At 71.1% G+C, this 16645-nt stretch carries 17 protein-coding genes; 5 read left to right on the top strand and 12 right to left on the bottom strand.

What is annotated here, in order from left to right:
* Positions 1 to 14 precede the first annotated feature (14 nt).
* Together ACNYC2_RS04895 and ACNYC2_RS04890 are read left to right on the top strand one after the other, a co-directional pair.
* Positions 15 to 539 carry a sigma-70 family RNA polymerase sigma factor gene (locus tag ACNYC2_RS04895; protein ID WP_357445433.1) on the top strand — a complete coding sequence of 175 codons (525 nt, stop codon included), beginning with the start codon at positions 15 to 17 and terminating at the stop codon, positions 537 to 539.
* The gene (locus ACNYC2_RS04890; protein ID WP_419705943.1) at positions 536 to 1342 is read left to right on the top strand and encodes an anti-sigma factor family protein; all 807 of its coding nucleotides are present in this window, start codon (positions 536 to 538) and stop codon (positions 1340 to 1342) included. The genes ACNYC2_RS04895 and ACNYC2_RS04890 overlap by 4 nt, the downstream gene beginning before the upstream one ends.
* Here ACNYC2_RS04890 and ACNYC2_RS04885 read toward each other — a convergent pair.
* The 5 genes from ACNYC2_RS04885 to ACNYC2_RS04865 all read right to left on the bottom strand — a co-directional run bounded on the left by ACNYC2_RS04885 (position 1337) and on the right by ACNYC2_RS04865 (position 6219).
* Positions 1337 to 1834: a nitroreductase/quinone reductase family protein gene (locus tag ACNYC2_RS04885; RefSeq protein ID WP_419705942.1), complete on the bottom strand. Its 498-nt coding sequence runs from the start codon at positions 1832 to 1834 to the stop codon at positions 1337 to 1339. The two genes, ACNYC2_RS04890 and ACNYC2_RS04885, sit on opposite strands and share 6 nt — an antisense overlap.
* 168 nt (positions 1835 to 2002) lie before the next feature.
* Complete coding sequence (locus ACNYC2_RS04880; protein ID WP_419705941.1) at positions 2003 to 2812, bottom strand: endonuclease I family protein; 810 nt, start codon at positions 2810 to 2812, stop codon at positions 2003 to 2005.
* Positions 2813 to 3026: 214 nt separating this feature from the next.
* Positions 3027 to 3896: a carbohydrate ABC transporter permease gene (locus ACNYC2_RS04875; protein WP_419705940.1), complete on the bottom strand. Its 870-nt coding sequence runs from the start codon at positions 3894 to 3896 to the stop codon at positions 3027 to 3029.
* A gap of 2 nt (positions 3897 to 3898) precedes the next feature.
* Positions 3899 to 4846: a carbohydrate ABC transporter permease gene (locus tag ACNYC2_RS04870; protein ID WP_419705939.1), complete on the bottom strand. Its 948-nt coding sequence runs from the start codon at positions 4844 to 4846 to the stop codon at positions 3899 to 3901.
* Positions 4843 to 6219, bottom strand: coding sequence for an ABC transporter substrate-binding protein (locus ACNYC2_RS04865; protein ID WP_419705938.1), 1377 nt, complete (start codon positions 6217 to 6219; stop codon positions 4843 to 4845). Before ACNYC2_RS04865 ends, ACNYC2_RS04870 begins: the two co-directional genes overlap by 4 nt.
* 160 nt (positions 6220 to 6379) lie before the next feature.
* On the opposite strand from ACNYC2_RS04865, the gene ACNYC2_RS04860 reads away from it, so the two are divergent.
* Positions 6380 to 7321 (top strand): sugar-binding transcriptional regulator, encoded by a 942-nt coding sequence (locus ACNYC2_RS04860; protein WP_419705937.1) that lies wholly within the window; start codon positions 6380 to 6382, stop codon positions 7319 to 7321.
* A gap of 95 nt (positions 7322 to 7416) precedes the next feature.
* On the opposite strand, the gene ACNYC2_RS04855 is transcribed toward ACNYC2_RS04860, so the two are convergent.
* The gene (locus tag ACNYC2_RS04855) at positions 7417 to 8919 is read right to left on the bottom strand and encodes a mannitol dehydrogenase family protein (protein WP_419705936.1); all 1503 of its coding nucleotides are present in this window, start codon (positions 8917 to 8919) and stop codon (positions 7417 to 7419) included.
* 161 nt (positions 8920 to 9080) lie between these two features.
* Here ACNYC2_RS04855 and ACNYC2_RS04850 point away from each other — a divergent pair, with 161 nt between their 5' ends.
* Positions 9081 to 9449, top strand: a complete 369-nt coding sequence (locus tag ACNYC2_RS04850; protein ID WP_419705935.1) for a MerR family transcriptional regulator — start codon at positions 9081 to 9083, stop codon at positions 9447 to 9449.
* Between the two features lie 6 nt (positions 9450 to 9455).
* On the opposite strand, the gene ACNYC2_RS04845 is transcribed toward ACNYC2_RS04850, so the two are convergent.
* Positions 9456 to 10403 carry a helix-turn-helix transcriptional regulator gene (locus ACNYC2_RS04845; RefSeq protein ID WP_419705934.1) on the bottom strand — a complete coding sequence of 316 codons (948 nt, stop codon included), beginning with the start codon at positions 10401 to 10403 and terminating at the stop codon, positions 9456 to 9458.
* A gap of 100 nt (positions 10404 to 10503) precedes the next feature.
* On the opposite strand from ACNYC2_RS04845, the gene ACNYC2_RS04840 reads away from it, so the two are divergent.
* Complete coding sequence (locus ACNYC2_RS04840; RefSeq protein WP_419705933.1) at positions 10504 to 11670, top strand: epoxide hydrolase family protein; 1167 nt, start codon at positions 10504 to 10506, stop codon at positions 11668 to 11670.
* 134 nt (positions 11671 to 11804) lie between these two features.
* On the opposite strand, the gene aztD is transcribed toward ACNYC2_RS04840, so the two are convergent.
* From aztD to ACNYC2_RS04815, 5 genes are all read right to left on the bottom strand, one after another.
* Positions 11805 to 13079 carry a zinc metallochaperone AztD gene (gene aztD / locus ACNYC2_RS04835; protein ID WP_419705932.1) on the bottom strand — a complete coding sequence of 425 codons (1275 nt, stop codon included), beginning with the start codon at positions 13077 to 13079 and terminating at the stop codon, positions 11805 to 11807.
* A gap of 155 nt (positions 13080 to 13234) precedes the next feature.
* Positions 13235 to 13861 carry a DUF6518 family protein gene (locus ACNYC2_RS04830; RefSeq protein ID WP_419705931.1) on the bottom strand — a complete coding sequence of 209 codons (627 nt, stop codon included), beginning with the start codon at positions 13859 to 13861 and terminating at the stop codon, positions 13235 to 13237.
* 127 nt (positions 13862 to 13988) lie between these two features.
* The gene (locus ACNYC2_RS04825; RefSeq protein WP_419705930.1) at positions 13989 to 15182 is read right to left on the bottom strand and encodes a sulfotransferase family protein; all 1194 of its coding nucleotides are present in this window, start codon (positions 15180 to 15182) and stop codon (positions 13989 to 13991) included.
* An 86-nt stretch (positions 15183 to 15268) separates the two neighbouring features.
* Positions 15269 to 15805, bottom strand: coding sequence for an RBBP9/YdeN family alpha/beta hydrolase (locus ACNYC2_RS04820; RefSeq protein ID WP_419705929.1), 537 nt, complete (start codon positions 15803 to 15805; stop codon positions 15269 to 15271).
* Between the two features lie 32 nt (positions 15806 to 15837).
* Positions 15838 to 16566: a glutamine amidotransferase-related protein gene (locus tag ACNYC2_RS04815; RefSeq protein WP_419705928.1), complete on the bottom strand. Its 729-nt coding sequence runs from the start codon at positions 16564 to 16566 to the stop codon at positions 15838 to 15840.
* Positions 16567 to 16645 lie beyond the last annotated feature (79 nt).

Raw genomic sequence — 16645 nt, 5'->3', positions numbered from 1 at the left:
GAGGCGACGGGACCGTGACCACAGGTGACCCGCCCGCGGGCGCCGAGGACCAGCTCCTCGCCGCGGTGCACGACACGCACGCCGGTGCGCTGTACCGGTACGTCGTGCGCCGCACGGGCGACGAGGAGGAGGCGCGCGACGTCGTGCAGGAGACCCTGCTGCGCGCGTGGCGGCACCCCGAGGTCCTCGAACGGTCGGAGGAGTCGGTGCGCGCGTGGCTGTTCACGGTCGCGCGCAACCTCTCGGTCGACCACCTCCGCAGCGCCCGGCGCACCCGCGAGCGGGCCACGGGTCACGTTCCGGACCGCGAGGAACGGGACACGACCCAGGCCGTGCTCGACTCATGGCTCGTCGCCGACGCGCTCGTGTCACTCTCGCCGGCGCACCGAGCGGTCGTCGTGGGCGCCTACTACGGCGGCCGCTCGGTGGCCGAGCTCGCGACCGAGCTGGGCATAGCGCCCGGCACCGTGAAGTCGCGTCTGCACTACGGGCTGCGCGCGCTGCGCCTGGCCCTGCAGGAGAAAGGAGTCACCTCATGATCCCGGCAGACCCAGGACACGGCGGCGACCAGTACGCCGAGTGGGACGCGGCGTACGTGCTCGGCGCCCTGAGCCCGAGCGACCGGCGCGCCTACGAGCGGCACCTGGCCGAGTGCGCAGCGTGCCGCGCCGCCGTCGCCGAGCTCGCCGGCATGCCAGGCCTGCTCAGCACGCTGACGGCGGGACATGCGGAGGCGCTCGTCGCCGAGACACCCGGAGCGGGTCTGCCCGACGGCGGCGGGCCGGCCCCGTACGCCGTCGACCCCGAGCTCGCGCCGGTGGTCTCGCTCACGAGCCTGGCCGGCGCGGCCCGCAGGTCCCGCACCCGACGCCGGTCGCTGCTCGCGGTCGCGGCGTCGGCCCTGGTGGTCGCCGGTGCGATCGGTGGTTCGACGCTCGCGGGCAGCGGCCTGTTCGGACCGGAGGGTGTGTCCACGGCTCCGACGTCGGCCACCGTGGCCGGTGCGCGCACCATCGAGCTGCGCCCGGTGGGCGACGCCAGGATGCGCGCCGAGCTGGTCGTCACACCCACCGACTGGGGTACGAGCCTCGAGTGGAGCTGCGACTACCCGCCTGAGCCCGGGAAGCAGGCGGACGGCGACTACACGCCGCCGGAGCCGATCAGGTACGAGCTGGTGCTGGTCAGCCAGGACGGCGCGCGCACCGTCGCGGGCACCTGGTCGTGGTCGGGCGGCACCACGACGGACCTGGACGCGTCGTCGGCCATCCCGATGACCGAGGTGGACCGGATCGAGATCACTCTCGACGGGCAGGAGGAGGCACTCGCGACGGCGACGCTATGACAGCCGCCGCGGCTCGGGGCTCGGTCGCAGGACGACCACCGCGGTCTCGGTGGTCCGGAGCGCGGCGTAGGCGTCCAGGTTCGCGTCGACCTCCTGCCACCTGGCCCAGAGTCGTTCGCGCTCGATGCCCTGGGCGGCGTGCGCCTGCACGAACCGGGACCCGTCGGCCAGGTCCACCGTGGCCTCCGCGTGCACCTGCAGGTTGAGCCACCAGGACGGTTCGCCGTCGGCCCAGCCGTTCATCGCCAGGCAGACGAGGTCGGGGCCGTCCTCGACGTACGCGAGGATCACGCTGTGCTCGCACCCCGTGCTGCGCCCGGTGGTCGTCAGGCGCAGCGTTCCCCAGCTGCGTCCCCGCGGCTTGCGGAGCCCGACCCGGCCGGCCGTGATGCGGTAGACGCCGCGATGCAGCCCCCACATGGTGCGGACGAACCAGCGCGGCGGCACCCGCGGCACGGACCTGCTCGCTACCGATCTGCGTTCGTTCGACACGCTGACCCTCCGACCCTCCGTGCGAGTCGCCTGCCCGGTGCCCTGCCCACGCCGGCAAGCCTTCTCCCCCAGGGTAGGCATCCGGCCCGGATGCGGCCAGAGGCACGAGTTGTCAGACCCTGGTGACGCCATGGCGTCACCAGGGTCTGACAGCTCCGCTGCGTCGGGTCAGCCCCAGATCGCGTCCGCCCACTCCGGGTGGTCGATGAACGGGTTCCGGTTGTGCTGGTAGTCCTCGTAGATGACGTCGTTCCGGTTGGCCTCGAACGCCGACACCGGGTCCTCGTTGTTCCAGTCCAGCAGCACCGAGATCCTGCCGTGGAACGGGACCGTGCCGTTGGTGACCGCGTCGTTGGTCTCCAGGTCGACGAAGCCCTCCTCGCCCTCGTAGCGCACCGCCATGTAGAGGATCATGCGCGCGACGTCACCCTTGACCGCGTCCCGGGGCTCGAAGGAGTTGGAGTCGGTGAGGCTTCCCGGCGCACCGCTGACGGCGCTGCCTCCGTTGTCGAAGTCCTTGTTGCCGCGGATGCCGTTCACCTGCACGTCCTCGGGCCGCAGGTGGTGCAGGTCGGTGCCGGGGCCGGCCGACGTGCCGAAGTCCCCGTGCGACTGGGCCCACACATGCTCGCGGTTCCAGTCACCGACGTCGCCGCCGTTAAGGCTCTTCGCACGCGACTGGCCGCCGTACAGGAGGATCACGTTGTTCGAGTTGGCGGGGTCCTGGTCGGTGACCATCAGCGCGGTCCACACCTGGCTGTACGACAGCCGGGTGTTCCCGCTGATGATGTCGTTGAGCTCGGACTTCAGCGCCTCGCCCGAGAGGCCCGCCGTGCCGTCGTAGTAACCGGCCGGGATATCGGCCACTGCCTGCGTGGCGCCCTCCTGCGCGACGGCGCCCGGCGCCACCAGCACTCCGGCAGCAACCACGAGTGCGGAGAGTCCGCTCCCCCAAGCTCGTCCGAGACGTGTGCGCATCGTCGACCTCCGTATGAATCGGCCCGCGACCCCCTGCGGGCGACGGTGCGTCGGTCACACTTCCACGTCAACCCCTCGGCTTGGACCGGTTTGCGTAAATTCCGGGTGAAATCTCACCGGGTCCGACCATGCGGTTGCTGCCAGAATCAGATCGATCCTGGCAGCAGCTGCATGGTCATCCGGGCAGAACCGCCGCCGCCGACGTCGAGCCGGACTACTTGATCGCCCCCATCGACAGGCCGCGGATCAGCTGCTTCTGGGCGATCCAGCCCGCCAGGATCACGGGGAGCGACGCCAGGAGGGCCGCCGCGCTGAGCCGGGCGAGGAACAGGCCCTCGCTCGTCATCGTCGACACGATGAGCACCGGCACGGTCGCCGCCTGGGACGCCGTCAGGTTGAGCGCGAAGAAGAACTCGTTCCAGGCGAAGATCACGCAGATGAGCGCCGTCGCCGCGATGCCGGGCGCCACCATCGGCAGCAGCACGGACCGCATGGTGCGCAGCAGCCCCGCGCCGTCTATCGACGCCGCCTCGAGCACCTCGCCGGGCACCTCGATGAAGAACGACCGCATCATCCACACCGCGATCGGCAGGTTCATCGCGGTGTACAGCACCACGAGGGTCCAGATGTTGTCGAGCACCTTGAGCTGGCCCGCGATCACGTAGATGGGCACGATCACGGCCACCACCGGCAGCATCTTGGTGGAGATGAAGAAGAACAGCACGTCGCTGACCTTCTGCACCGGCCGGATCGAGAGCGCGTACGCCGCAGGCACGCCGAGCAGCAGCACCAGGACGGTCGAGACGCCGGTAGCGATCACCGAGTTGCCCACGTAGACCATCGAGCCGCTCTCGAGCACCGCCCGGAACTGGTCGAGGGTCGGCGTGAAGAACCACGTCGGCGGGTCGGAGGCGGCCTGGTTCTCCTGCTTGAACGCCGTCATGGCCATCCAGGCGACCGGGAAGAAGAACCCGATGGCGAGCAGCCAGGTGAGGGTGGTCAGGAAGCCACCGGACACGCGGCGGTTCGTGCCGCGCCGGGCGTCGGTCGTCCGCGAGGTGGCCACGGGAGTAGCGACAGACATGGTCACTCCTTCACTTCGAAGCTGCGGAAGATCAGGCGCAGCGCGGCGGAGGCCACGATGATCGTGGCGATCACGACGACGACGCCCATGGCGGCTGCCTGCCCGACGTCGAACCCGAGGAACGCACGCTGGTAGATGTAGAACGGCAGGTTGGCGCTGGCCGTACCGGGCCCGCCCGCCGTCATCAGGTAGATCTGGTCGAACGTGTTGACCACGTAGATGATCCCCAGCAGCACACCCAGCTCGATGTACCGGCGCAGGTGCGGCAGCGTGATCAGCCGGAAGGTGAGCCACGTGCCGGCGCCGTCGACGGACGCCGCCTCGAGCACGTCCTTCGGCTGGGCCTGCAGGCCGGCGAGCACGAGCAGCATCATGAACGGCGTCCACTGCCACACCAGGGCCATCAGGATCGCGATCACGGGGTAGGTCGACGTCCAGTCGACCGCCTCGATGCCGAACAGGCCGAGGGTCCAGTTGAACAGGCCGTAGGTCGGGTTCAGCAGCGCGATCGACCACAGCACCGAGGTCGCCACCGGCATCACCAGGAACGGCGTGATGAGCATGGTGCGCGCTACGCCGCGGCCGAGGAACGGGCGGTCCAGCAGCAGCGCGAGCGCTATCCCGAGGACCATCGCCACCAGCACGCAGCCGAGGGTGATGACCACGGAGTTCCAGGCGGTCTGGCGGAACGTCGAGTCGACGGCGATGTCGACGTAGTTCGACAGCCCCACGAACAGGTCGGACTCGGGACGCAGCAGGTTCCGCGAGTGCAGCGAGTACCAGATGGTCAGCAGGAACGGCAGCTGCGTGACGATGACCGTGAAGATCAGCGCTGGCAGCAGCGGGCCACGACGGCGCCACGTCTCCGCACGGCTGACCGGTCGCGACGACGCCTCGCTGCGTGCCGCCCGGCGTGAGCCTTCGAGCCGGTCGATGGTCGAGGTGCTCATTGCCCCTCCTCTGCCTGGTAGGTCTCCGCCACCGTCTCGGCGTACCGCTGGGACTGCGCGATGGCCTCGTCCACGGTGATCTGCCCGGCAATCGCGGCCGACATCTGCTGGCCGACGCGCGTGCCGAGGTCCTGGAACTCGGGTATCCCGACGAACTGGATGCCGGGGTACGGCACCTCGTGGGTCATCGCGGCCTCCTGCGTGGCCCCGTTCATCGAGTCGAGCGTCGCGTCCGCGTAGGCCTCGGAGACCTCCGCGTACTCGGGGAGCTCGTAGGTGGACAGCCGGCTGCCCGGCGGCACCCGCTCCCAGCCGATCTCGTTGCCGACCAGCTTGATGTACTCCTTGTCCGTCATCCAGGAGACGAAGTCCCAGGCGGCGTCCTTGTGCTCGCTCGTCGACGGGATCGCCAGCGACCAGCTGTAGAGCCAGCCCGCCGACTCGGTCTCGGCGACGGGCGCCGGGGCATAGCCCACCTTGCCCGCCACCGTCGACGACGCGGGGTCCTCGACCGAGGAGACCATCGAGGTCGCGTCGTACCACATGGCCGACTGGCCCTGGGCGAAGCGGGTGAGGCAGTCGCCGAAGCCCGACGTCGCGGCGCCCGGCTGGCCCGAGGTCCGCAGGGTGTCGATGTAGGTCTCGATGGCCTCCCGACTCTCGGGAGAGTCGAGGGTCGCGTTCCAGTCGGCGTCGAACCAGCCGCCGCCGAACGTGTTCATCACGGTGGTCATCGGGGCCATGTCCTCGCCCCAGCCGGCCAGGCCGCGCAGGCAGATCCCGGAGAAGTCCTCCTCGGGAGCGTTCAGCTCGGCCGCCAGCTCGCGCACCTCGTCCCACGTCGGGTTCGCCGGCATCTCGAGCCCCGCCTGCTCGAACAGGTCGGTGCGGTAGGCCAGGAACGACGACTCCCCGTAGAACGGCACCGAGTACATGTCGCCGTCGTAGGAGAGGGCCTCGCGGACGCTCGGGACGAAGTCCTCGGCGTCGTACCCGTCGGTGGCATCGATGTACGGCTGCAGGTTCTCGATCCAGCCGTTCTCGGCCCACATGGGCGTCTCGTAGTTGGAGATCATGACGACGTCGAACTCGCCGCCGCCGGTGGCGACCGACGCCGTGATCTTGGCGCGGGCCTCGTTCTCGGGCAGCGACACGAACCGCACGTCCACGCCCGGGTGGGCGGCACGGAACTCGTCCTGCAGCGAGATCGCGTCCTGCATCTGCGGGTTGGACACGATGGCCACGACTATCTGCTCGCCGTCACCGCCGCCCACGGCGCCCGCCCCGGCGCAGCCGGTCAGGGCCAGTGCGACGGCGGCCGTGGCGGCCGTCAGCGTCGCTCGCACCGAAGTACCCCTCGGAGGTCGGAACATCCTCGTCCTCTCCTCTGCACAGCGTCCACGCCGCGCTCATTTGAGAATATGACTTGCTCATCTGCATCCGCAGACTAGTTCGGTATGCTCAGGTGAGCAAGACCCTCCCAGACAAGTCGCTCAGATGTTCCCGCTGACGCCTGCGGGAGTGAGGACGCAGGTGACCCATCCCGATTCGAACCTCAGCTCGAACCTCTTGGTCGAGGTGAGCACCGACTACTACCTCGACGGCAAGTCGAAGGTGGAGATCGCGCGCCACCGCGGCATCTCCCGCTTCCAGGTGGCGCGCCTGCTCGCGCAGGCCCGGGACGAGGGAGTCGTCCGCATAGAGATCACGCCGCCCCGGGCCGACGGCGAGCGCGGCGCCCGCCTCGCCGCCCGTCTCGGGCTGCGCGAGGTCCTCATCGCCGCCAGCGGCGAGGACACCGCCGCCACCCGGGAGAACGTCGCGGTCGAGCTCGCCCGCACCGCGCGCGAGCACATCGCCGAGGGTGCGACGGTCGGCGTCTCGTGGTCGCGCACGGTCGAGGCGGCGGTGCGGCACATCGGCCGGCTGCCGCAGTGCGACGTCGTCCAGCTGGTCGGGGCGCTGCCCGTGGCGGGCAGCGGCAACTCGCTGGCGCTCATCAGCACGTTCGCCCAGATGCCCGGCGTGCGGACGTGGCCGGTCTGGTCGCCTCTCCTCGTGGCCGACGCCGCCACCGCCGCGGGCATGCGCCGGCAGCCGGAGATCGCCGACGCACTGGCGCGGGCCGATCACCTGGATGTCGCGGTCGTCGCGATCGGCCACTGGTCCGAGCGCACGTCCACGGTGTTCCCGCAGATCAGCACCGAGGAGCAGCAGGCAGCCACCGAGGCCGGCGCGATCGCCGAGTGCTCGGGCCGCCTGTTCGACGCCGAGGGCCACCCCGTCCGCACCAGCCTCGACGAGCGCGTGGTGGGCGTGACGCTCGAACAGCTCGCCGCGACGCCGCAGGTGATCGCCATCGGCTACGGCGCCGCCGTCGCCCCGGGCCTGGTGGCCGCGGTACGCGGCGGCATCGCCAACACCCTGGTGACGGACGACGCGGCGGCCAAGGCCCTGGAATCCCTCCTGAAGTAACCCGGGATTCGCCGAAGTAGAGCGGGCGTCCGGACACCCCCTCTACTTCGGCAACCTCGGTTCCGCGAAGTAGAGCGGGTGTCCGGACGCCGGCTCTACTTCGCGGGGCGGGTTACCAGGGTTTCTACCGTGGCGCGGGCGCCCTTCTTGTGGAGCGACTCCAGCGCCGCCGTGTACGCGGCCGTGAACCGCTCGTCGTCGACCAGGTCGCCGAAGACCTCGCGGTCGCGCAGGAACGCGAGCGGGTCGGTCCGCTGCGCGAGCGCCGCCGCGTGCAGCCGGCCGGCGAGCCGGTCGACGATCTCGATGGGCTCGCCCGCCTCGTCCACGCCCTCGTCGTACCGGGCCCAGGACGCGACGACGAGTGCGGCGTGCTCGATCGGCCCGCCAGTCGCCAGGTGGTGCCGCACCACGGGCAGCAGCCACTTCGGGATGCGGTCCGACGACTCGGCGCACAGCCGCGCGAGGGTGTCGGCCACGTGCGGGTTGGCGAAGCGCTCGATCAGCGTGCGCTTGTAGAGGTCCAGGTCGATGCCGGGCACCGGCTCCAGCGTGGGCGTGCCCTCGTCGTCCATGTAGCCGAGCAGGAACCGGGCGAACACGTCCTCGCCCGCCACCTCGTGCGCGTACCGGTACCCGGACAGGTAGCCGACGTAGCACAGGGCCTGGTGGCTCGCGTTGAGCAGGCGCAGCTTCATCAGCTCGTACGGTTCGACGTCGGCCACCACCTGCACGCCGGCGTCCTCGAACGGTGGGCGCCCCGTGGGGAAGCTGTCCTCCAGCGCCCACTGCTCGAACGGCTCGGCCACGACGGGCCACGCGTCGTCGATGCCGAAGCGTTCGGCCACCAGCGCGCGGTCGGCGTCCGTGGTGACGGGCGTGATCCGGTCGACCATGGAACTCGGGAACGCGACGTTCTCCTCGATCCAGGCCGCGAGGTCCGCGTCCTTGGCCCGCGCGAACGTCGTGAACGCCCGCCGCGCGACCTCGCCGTTGCCCTGGATGTTGTCGCAGCTCATCACGGTGAACGGCGGCACGCCTCGGTCCCGGCGGCGGCGCAGGGCCTCGGTGACCAGCCCGAACGTCGTGGCGGGGACGGCGCCGTCGGCCAGGTCCGCGGCTACCGCCGGGTTGGCCAGGTCGAACTCACCCGTCACGTGGTGGATGTTGTACCCGCCCTCGGTGACCGTGAGCGAGATGATGCGCACCTCGGGCGAGGCCATCTTCTCGAGCACGGCCTCCGGGTCGTCGGGCGCCAGCAGGTACTCCTTGATCGACCCGATCACGCGCGCCTCGAGGCGCCCGTCCGGGTGCTTGAGCACCATCGTGTAGAGGCCGTCCTGCGCGGCGAGCGCGTCGCGCATCCGGGCGTCGCCCGGCAGCACGCCGACGCCGCAGACCGCCCAGTCCAGCGCCTTGCCCTCGGACATGAGCCGGTCCAGGTACATCGCCTGGTGCGCCCGGTGGAACCCGCCCACCCCGAGATGAACGATCCCGGTGGTCAGCCGCGACCGGTCGTAGGTGGGGACCACCAGCTCCGTGCCGCTCGGCGCGGACGCCACCAGGCCGCCCACGGTCTCTTCGTCGAGTGCCGTCATCGTGCTCCTCCGCCGTCCTTCAGACTCCGTTGAACGTCCGGCCAGATTAACAGATGAGCGAACTCATGCTCACAGATGAGCGGAGGCGCCGCGCAGGAATCAGCACCGTAGGATCTGACGTTCACGTCAGAGGTACAGGCACATGAGACGAGGGGCACACGATGGCTCGGACCGGCGAGCTGATGCGGATCGGCGAGCTCGCCGGACAGGCCGGCGTGAGCGTCCGCGCGCTGCGCTACTACGAGGAGCAGGGCCTGCTCACCTCGGAGCGCTCCGCCTCGGACCAGCGCTACTACACGGAGGACGCCGTCGACCGCGTCCGGCTGATCCAGGTGCTGTACAGCGCCGGCCTCAACAGCAAGACGGTCCGCGACATCATGCCGTGCATGGACTCAGGCATGGCCTCGACGAGCATGCTCGAGCTGCTCGCCACCGAGCGCGACCGGATCGACGAGCGGATGCGCGAGCTGGCGGAGACCCGCGACCGGCTCACGACCGTCATCGAGCAGGGCCACGCCACCCGCGACTGAGCCCGTTCAGCCGACCGCCGCCGCGTAGCGCCGGGACAGCTCTGCCAGGTGCTCGACCAGCCCCTGCGGCTCCCGCACCGTGAAGTCGATACCGAGCACGCCGATCCACACGGCCACCATCTCGATGCTGTCGCCGCCCGTGACCAGCACGCAGGTCTTGTCGTCCACGGGCTCGACGGTGCCGACGGCAGGATTGATCCGGGCGAGCACGTCGCCGGCGGGCGCGTGCACCAGGATGCGGGCGTGCACCGCCCAGCCCGTCCGGGCCACCTCGCGCACCACGAGCTCGGTCAGGTCGATGGGCGGGTCGCTGGGCACGAACCGGCGTCCGCCCGGTGTGCGCAGCTCCAGCCAGTCCACACGGAACGGCTGCCACTCCCCCGAACCGACGTCGCGCCCCACCAGGTACCACCGGCGCTGCCAGGCCACGAGCCGGGCCGGCTCGATCTCGCGCGGCGCCTCGCGGTACCAGCAGCGCAGCCCCTGGTGGTCACGGATCGCGGCGGCCAGCTCGGTGAGCAGCGCAGGGTCGACGGCGGGGTCCTCGACGTTGCTGCTCGTGTTCACCGGTCCGGCGCTCGTGGCGTCGCGCAGCGCGGCCACCTGGCGGCGCAGGCGCTCGGGCAGGACGTGCTCGAGCTTGCCGAGCGCCCGGGCGCTGCTCTCCTCGATCCCCGCGACGGCGCTGGCGGAGCGCAGGCCGACCGCCATGGCGACCGCCTCGTCGTCGTCGAGCACCAGCGGGGGCAGCTTGCCGCCCACGCCCAGCCGGTACCGGCCGCCCGGCCCGCGCACGCTGTCGACGGGGTAGCCCAGCTCACGCAGGCGTGCGACGTCGTTGCGCACCGTGCGGTCGGTGACGTCGAGCCGGTCGGCGAGTTCGGACCCCGACCATTCGGCGCGGGACTGCAGCATGCCAAGAAGGGCGAGCAGACGCCCCGCCGTCGTACTCATCGCGGCTCCCAAGATGTCCGAACCAACTTGTCCGAGAAACTTCCACCCTTCAGAGAATAGAGGAACGAACGGTTCCTGAACTGCTCGTAATGTCTGAGACATGGAGACCACGCAGAACACCCAGGACACCACCGCCGCCGACATCCGCCCCTTCCGGATCGAGATCCCGCAGGCCGACCTCGACGACCTCGCGGACCGCCTCGCCCGGACCCGGTTCGCCCCGGCCGCCCCCGGCGACTCGTGGGACTACGGGACGCCCGAGGCGTACCTCCGCGAGTCCGTCGAGCAGTGGCGCAACGAGTTCGACTGGCGCGCGGTCGAGGGGCGCGCCAACTCCTTCCCGCAGTTCATCACCGAGATCGACGGCCAGAACGTGCACTTCGTCCACGTCCGTTCGGCAGAGCCCGGTGCGCGAGCCCTGCTCCTCTCCCACACCTACCCGGGCTCGTTCCTCGAGTTCCTCGACCTGATCGGGCCCCTCACCGACCCGGTGGCCCACGGCGGCCGGGCCGAGGACGCGTTCCACGTGGTGGTCCCGTCCACACCGGGATTCGGCTTCAGCACCCCGCTGAGCGAGCCGGCCGACGGCGGGAGCTGGACCATGGCCCGCGTCGCCCGCACCTTCGACACGCTGATGCGGCAGCTCGGCTACGACTCCTACGGCATCCACGGCAGCGACGGCGGTGCCATGATCGGGCGCGAGCTGGCAGTGCTCGACCCGGAGGGCTTCCTCGGCGCGCACGTGCTGCAGCTCTTCTCGTTCCCCTCCGGCGCGGAGGGCGAGATGGACGGGTTCGGCCCCAAGGAGTTCGCCGCCCTCGGCCACATGCAGTGGTTCCAGAGCGTGGGCGGGTACAACGCGATGAACGGCTCGCGACCGCAGACGATCGCCGCCGGGCTCAGCGACTCGCCCGTCGCACAGCTCGCGTACAACGAGCTGTTCGAGAACTTCGGCAACGGCACCAGCCTCGTCTCCCGCGACCAGGTGCTCGCGCAGGTCAGCCTCTACTGGCTCACCAACACGTCCGCGACGGCGGTGCGGTACCACTACACCGAGCAGCGTTCGGGCGCGGAGCCCGTGGTGAGCACCGGCCGGATCGGCGTGGCCGTCTTCGCCGACGACTTCCAGACCATCCGGGCGTTCGCCGAGCGGGACAACGCGCGCATCGAGCACTGGGCCGAGTACCCGAAGGGTGGCCACTTCGCGGCCCTGGAGGTTCCGGAGCTGGTGGTGCAGGACCTGCGGACGTTCTTCGGCCAGGCCTGAGCCCACGAAGCCCCACTGGTCGAGCGGAAGCCCCGCTGGTCGAGCTCGTCGAGATCCAGGTCTCGACAAGCTCGACCAGCGGGGCTTCCGCCTGACCAGCGGGCTTCCGCCCGACCAGCGGGGTCCGGCTTGCGTCAGTGCTCGTGCGCCTCCGTGCCCAGCACGCCGCTCAGCTCGTTCGGCGTGACGCCGAGGTCAGCCGACTTCCACACCTCGCCGGTCTCGATGTCGACCGCGTGGATCGAGTCGGTCGCCGGGTCGGTGACGTACACGGAGCCGTCCAGGGCGAGGATCGCCGGACGCGGGTCCTGCCACTCGACGGGCTCCTCCCACTCGTCGATCACGGGGATCGACTTGGTCAGCTTCGCCGACTCCGGGTCGATCACGTGGATCTGGCCGTCGGTGCCGAGCACCAGGGCCTCGCCGTCGTCGCCCCGCGCGAGCGAGCGGAAGGTGTAGGACGACGGCAGCTCGACCAGCTCGTGCTCCCCGTCGCGCGTGTCGATCAGCGACACCCGCGTGGGACGCTCCAGCTCGGCGTCCTTGTCCGTCTTGTAGTCGCCCAGCACGAACGGCGACTCCTCGGTGCCCGCCTGGTTCCCGATGCGGCCGTAGCCGTCCGGGGAGTCGACCTTGGTGATCTTGCCGTCCTTGTAGACGACGGCGCCGTCCTCGCAGCCGATCACGACCGCCTCGTCGGCCGCCACGGACTCCCCGTGCACGCCCGGGCACTCGTCGGAGGCCGCGATCTCCTCGCCGTCGCCGTCGAGCACCCGGATGCCGGTGCGCTCCTCCTCGGTGCCCTCGGAGACGACCAGCGTGTCGTCGGTCAGCTCGACCGCCACGCCGTGGTGCGGCGACGGCGTCGTGTACTCGCGGGCCGCGGCGTCGGCGTCGGCGATGTGCTCCGAGTCGATCACGCGGACCTCGCCCGTGCCGTCGTCGAACAGCGCGGTGCGGCCCTCGTGGACCACCACGTGACCGGGCTCGACGGCGTCGTAGGCCACGTCGGTGAGCGCGGGCTCGGTGGTCCAGTAGTGGGAGTGGTCGCCGTGCGCCTCGGCCCAGGTACCCAGGTCCAGCGCCTGGAACTTGCCCGCCGTCGAGACGAGCAGGTGGCGCTCGTCGCCGGCGGGGTTGAGGCGGTTGAAGCCCGCCAGCTCGATGTCGCCGACCGGCTCGAGGCTCATCGCGTCGAGCACCAGCACACCGCCGTCATACGTGACGGCGACGCGCGGGGTGCGCGACTGCATCTCGGTGGCGTCGGACGCCTCGTGCTCCTCGGCCCCGGCCGAAGGGGACTCCGAGGCGGAACCCGAGGCTCCGCCGTCGGCCGCACAGGCGCTCAGCAGGAGCAGGGACAGCGCGGCCCCCAGGCCGGCGACCGTGCGAGTGGTGTGTCTTCTCATCGTGGTGGGGCGGTCCGGTCCGGACCGCCCGCTCCTTCCTTCTAGAATGACAATCATTCTCGGTACCGGGACAGAGTGAACCAGAAATGAGAACGATTCTCAAACAGCCGGTTGGCGCGGGCTCGTGCCGGGCGCCTCCACCGGACGGTCCCGGCCTAGCCGAGGCTCGTGTACGCGACGTAGAACGCCACCGCGACGACAGCCGTGCCGCCGACCGCGAGCGCGACCGGCAGAGCACCCCGGATGCGACGTACGAGCAGGCCGGCCACGAGCACGAGCCCGGCCACGCCGATCAGCGTCCAGTAGACGGGACTCGTCGTGTCCCCGACGACGGTGAGCCCGTAGACGCTCTCCCCCACTCCGATGCCCGCCAGCAGCGCCGCACCGAGGGCTGCGCGGACGCCGTTGGCCCGCAGCCACGATGCCGCGACGCCGACGAACGGGCCGACCACCACTCCCACGACGGAGAACAGCACCGGGTCGTAGAAGAGGCCGCGCACCTGCGACACGACCATGTACCCGAGGACGAGGAGCACGAAGCTCGTGGCCCCCAGCACCGCCGCGGGCCCGGTGCGTGCCCGGGACCAGTAGACGAGCGCCGCGGTGAGCACGGTCCAGCCGCTCGCCGAGTTCGCGAAGGAGGCGAACGCGTCGGGCAGGAATCCCTGCGCGTAGGACGTGAGGCCGCCGAGCAGGAAGCTCAGGACCACGGCGATCCCGAGGCGCACGGCCGGGCGGGCGAGTGTCGCAGGGCGGGGTGAGGCGTGGTCCACGGTGGTCATGGCAAGAACCTAACGACCGGCACCGCGGCTGGCATCGACCCCAGGGCTGATCGTCGTCGTACCCAGGGTGGACATCAAGCCGGACGCCTCAGTGCCACGCCGTGCGGGGCGGCGCCGCCCACCTGGCTCAGGCCGCGCAGTACCGGTCCGCGTAGTCGCCGAACGCGGGCCCGACATCCGACGCTGCCAGCCCGTACCGGGACAGCTCGTACTCGTGCGAGCGCCCGGGACGGGTGCGCGCGAGGACGGCGTCCAGGTTTGCCGCGTCACGGTCCGTCCATGTCGCGCCGATCCGCTCGTAGAGCTCCGGCATGCGTGCGTGCGGTTCGTCGGCGAGCCAGGCGTAGGGAACGTCGACGAACGACGTCGCGGGGGCCTCGGCGCGTGCCGCACGCGCCCGCTCGACGGCGGAGGCCTGGAGCTCCAGCCACGTCCGCCCGATGACGTGCGGGTCGGGTCTGCGGACGTGCAGCGCCTGGGTGGTCTCCACCATCGAGCACACCGACCCGATCGCCGCTACCGGGTCCCGGTGCGTCCACACGACGGTCGTGCCCGGGAACACCGCGAGGAGCTCCGGCAGGTGGGCGAGGTGCGTGGGCGACTTGAGCACCCACCGGCGTCGTGGGCGGCCGTGCTGCAGCACCTGGACCGCCTGCTTGAGGTAGCCGTAGTCCGGCAGGTAGTGCCGGCTCCGTTGCCAGCGGTCGTAGTCGGGCATGTCCGCCCGCGCCAGGTGGGAGGTCCCGTGGGGCAGCACGTAGGTGCACTCGTCGGGCTTCTCGGCGTCGAGCGGGTGGATCACCCGGAACGCCGGGGCGAGCCGCATGAACGCGCGCGCCATCTTCCGGGTGTCCTCGATGTGGGCACGCCGGGCCCCTTCGCCCCGGTCGATGTCGGTGAACAGCAGCTCCCACAGGGCAGGACCGCGATGCCCCTCCGAACCGGCGAGGATGTTGTGCGCCAGCGTCGTCGCGGTCCGGGGCAGACCGACGACGACCACCGGGTTCTCTATCGGCTCGTCCTCGATCTCGGGAAACTGATGGATGAGGCGGTCTATCCGGAGCCGGTTCTCCAGGCGGACGCCGACGTCGGAGACGACGCTCTGCCAGCCCATCGGGCTCAGGCCGGGGCACGCGGCGAAGGAGCGCAGGAGCAGGCGAAGATCGTCGACGAACTCCGGGACCGCCGCCGCGTCCGCCCTCGTCTTCCGCTCCGCCTTGACCACCAGTGCGTCGAACGTGCGGTCGGGTGTCCGCGGCCCGGCGGTCGCCGGGCGCAGCAGCACGTTCAGAGCGCTGGTGGCGAGCGAGGTGCGTCGCACGGCGACTCCTCCGGAGGGCGGCTGAGCGGGCCGGTTCAAGCCCTTTCGTCACCCTAGTTCGGCGCGAACCGCCGGTCGAGGCATCGTCACGCCGGGCTGACGACGAGCCCCCGCAGGATCTCCCGCCCCGCCTGCCAGGGGCCGACGCCGCTCGCCTCGTTCACGTGGCCGGCCGCCCCGATTCCCACGACTTCGGCGCCCCACACGGCGGCCAGGTCCCGCGTCCAGCCCGCGTCCGCGTACGGGTCGTCCTCCGAGACGACGACGGTGACCGGGACCGGGAGCCGACGTCGGACGACCTCGAAGCCGCCCGCGACTGCGGCCGCAGGGAACGCAGGCCCGGAAGCGTCGGGGACGGCGACGAGCAGGGCACCGGCCACCTCGTCCGGACCGTGCTCGGCGAGCCACGACGCGGCGGTCAGACAACCGAGGCTGTGCGCCAGGAGGAGGACCGGTCCGGCTCCGTCCGACACGGCGCGGGTCAACGCTTCGGCCCAGTCCCGCGCGTCGGGCGCGTCCCACGAGGCGGGCCGGAACCGAACCGCCGGCAGGTCGCGCTCCCAGTGCGCCTGCCAGTGCTCCGGCCCGGACCCGCCGTACCCGGGCACGGTCACGTACCTCACCGGAAAATTCACCGGAGAACTCACCGGACGGCTCACCGGACGGCCGCCGCGTCGGCGCCCGCCGCACGCCGGACCGCCCGTGCGCGGGCAGCCGTCACGAACGCCTCGATCACGGCGTGCGGCTGCGCGTCCGCCAGCTCGGGCTGGAACGCCGTGCCCAGCCAGAACCCGTCGCCCGGCAGCTCGACCACCCGAGGCTCACCCTCCGGGCTCGTTCCCGAGACGACCAGCCCGGCCGCCACCAGCGGTTCGGCATCGGCGGCGGTCAGCCCGAACGAGCAGTGGAAGCGCTCGAAGCTCCGCTCACCGAGGGCCGCGGCCGCCCGGCTGCCCGGCACGACGTCGACCTGCCCGCTGCGGCCCTTGAGCGAGCACGCCAGCTCCGTGATGAGCGCGGTCGACGCCGGAGCGTCCCCGGCGTCCGCCATGACCGGGCTCTCGGCATGCCGGGCCCCGATGCCCACCACGTTGCGCGCGAACTCCAGGACCATGTGCTGGTACCCGCCGCACGTTCCCAGCAGCGGCGTCGCACCCGTCCGGGCGGCGCGGATCGTCTCGACGACCCGGTCCTCGTCGGCGTAGGGAGAACCCGGGACCACCCAGACGCCGTCGAATCCCGCAGCCTCGGCGGGCGTGAGGTCGGTGGTCGAGAGCCAGTGCAGGTCGACGTCGTCGTACCGGCCGGCGATCTCGGGGATCCGTTCGTGCGCCCGGACCGCCGTCGAACGGTCCCCGATCAGGGCGATGCGTGTGGGGTTCATGCGCCCATGCTGGGCCGCCCCCGTGTATCACGTCCAACGATGAATGCCGATGCCCGGATCGCAATTGCTGATACCCGAG

Origin of the sequence: Promicromonospora sp. NFX87, from assembly GCF_048564965.1 — a bacterium.
In the GTDB taxonomy this organism is placed as follows: domain Bacteria; phylum Actinomycetota; class Actinomycetes; order Actinomycetales; family Cellulomonadaceae; genus Promicromonospora.
Note: the sequence above shows the minus strand (reverse complement) of the source record. Positions and strands in the feature narration are given on the sequence as shown.

Coding starts and splice junctions, on each gene's coding strand:
- ACNYC2_RS04875 (WP_419705940.1), bottom strand. CDS start 3,896: ATGTCTGTCGCTACTCCCGTGGCCACCTCGCGGACGACCGACGCCCGG.
- ACNYC2_RS04845 (WP_419705934.1), bottom strand. CDS start 10,403: ATGAGTACGACGGCGGGGCGTCTGCTCGCCCTTCTTGGCATGCTGCAG.
- ACNYC2_RS04870 (WP_419705939.1), bottom strand. CDS start 4,846: ATGAGCACCTCGACCATCGACCGGCTCGAAGGCTCACGCCGGGCGGCA.
- ACNYC2_RS04840 (WP_419705933.1), top strand. CDS start 10,504: ATGGAGACCACGCAGAACACCCAGGACACCACCGCCGCCGACATCCGC.
- ACNYC2_RS04830 (WP_419705931.1), bottom strand. CDS start 13,861: ATGACCACCGTGGACCACGCCTCACCCCGCCCTGCGACACTCGCCCGC.
- ACNYC2_RS04850 (WP_419705935.1), top strand. CDS start 9,081: ATGGCTCGGACCGGCGAGCTGATGCGGATCGGCGAGCTCGCCGGACAG.
- ACNYC2_RS04865 (WP_419705938.1), bottom strand. CDS start 6,219: ATGTTCCGACCTCCGAGGGGTACTTCGGTGCGAGCGACGCTGACGGCC.
- ACNYC2_RS04855 (WP_419705936.1), bottom strand. CDS start 8,919: ATGACGGCACTCGACGAAGAGACCGTGGGCGGCCTGGTGGCGTCCGCG.
- ACNYC2_RS04880 (WP_419705941.1), bottom strand. CDS start 2,812: ATGCGCACACGTCTCGGACGAGCTTGGGGGAGCGGACTCTCCGCACTC.
- aztD (WP_419705932.1), bottom strand. CDS start 13,079: ATGAGAAGACACACCACTCGCACGGTCGCCGGCCTGGGGGCCGCGCTG.
- ACNYC2_RS04890 (WP_419705943.1), top strand. CDS start 536: ATGATCCCGGCAGACCCAGGACACGGCGGCGACCAGTACGCCGAGTGG.
- ACNYC2_RS04815 (WP_419705928.1), bottom strand. CDS start 16,566: ATGAACCCCACACGCATCGCCCTGATCGGGGACCGTTCGACGGCGGTC.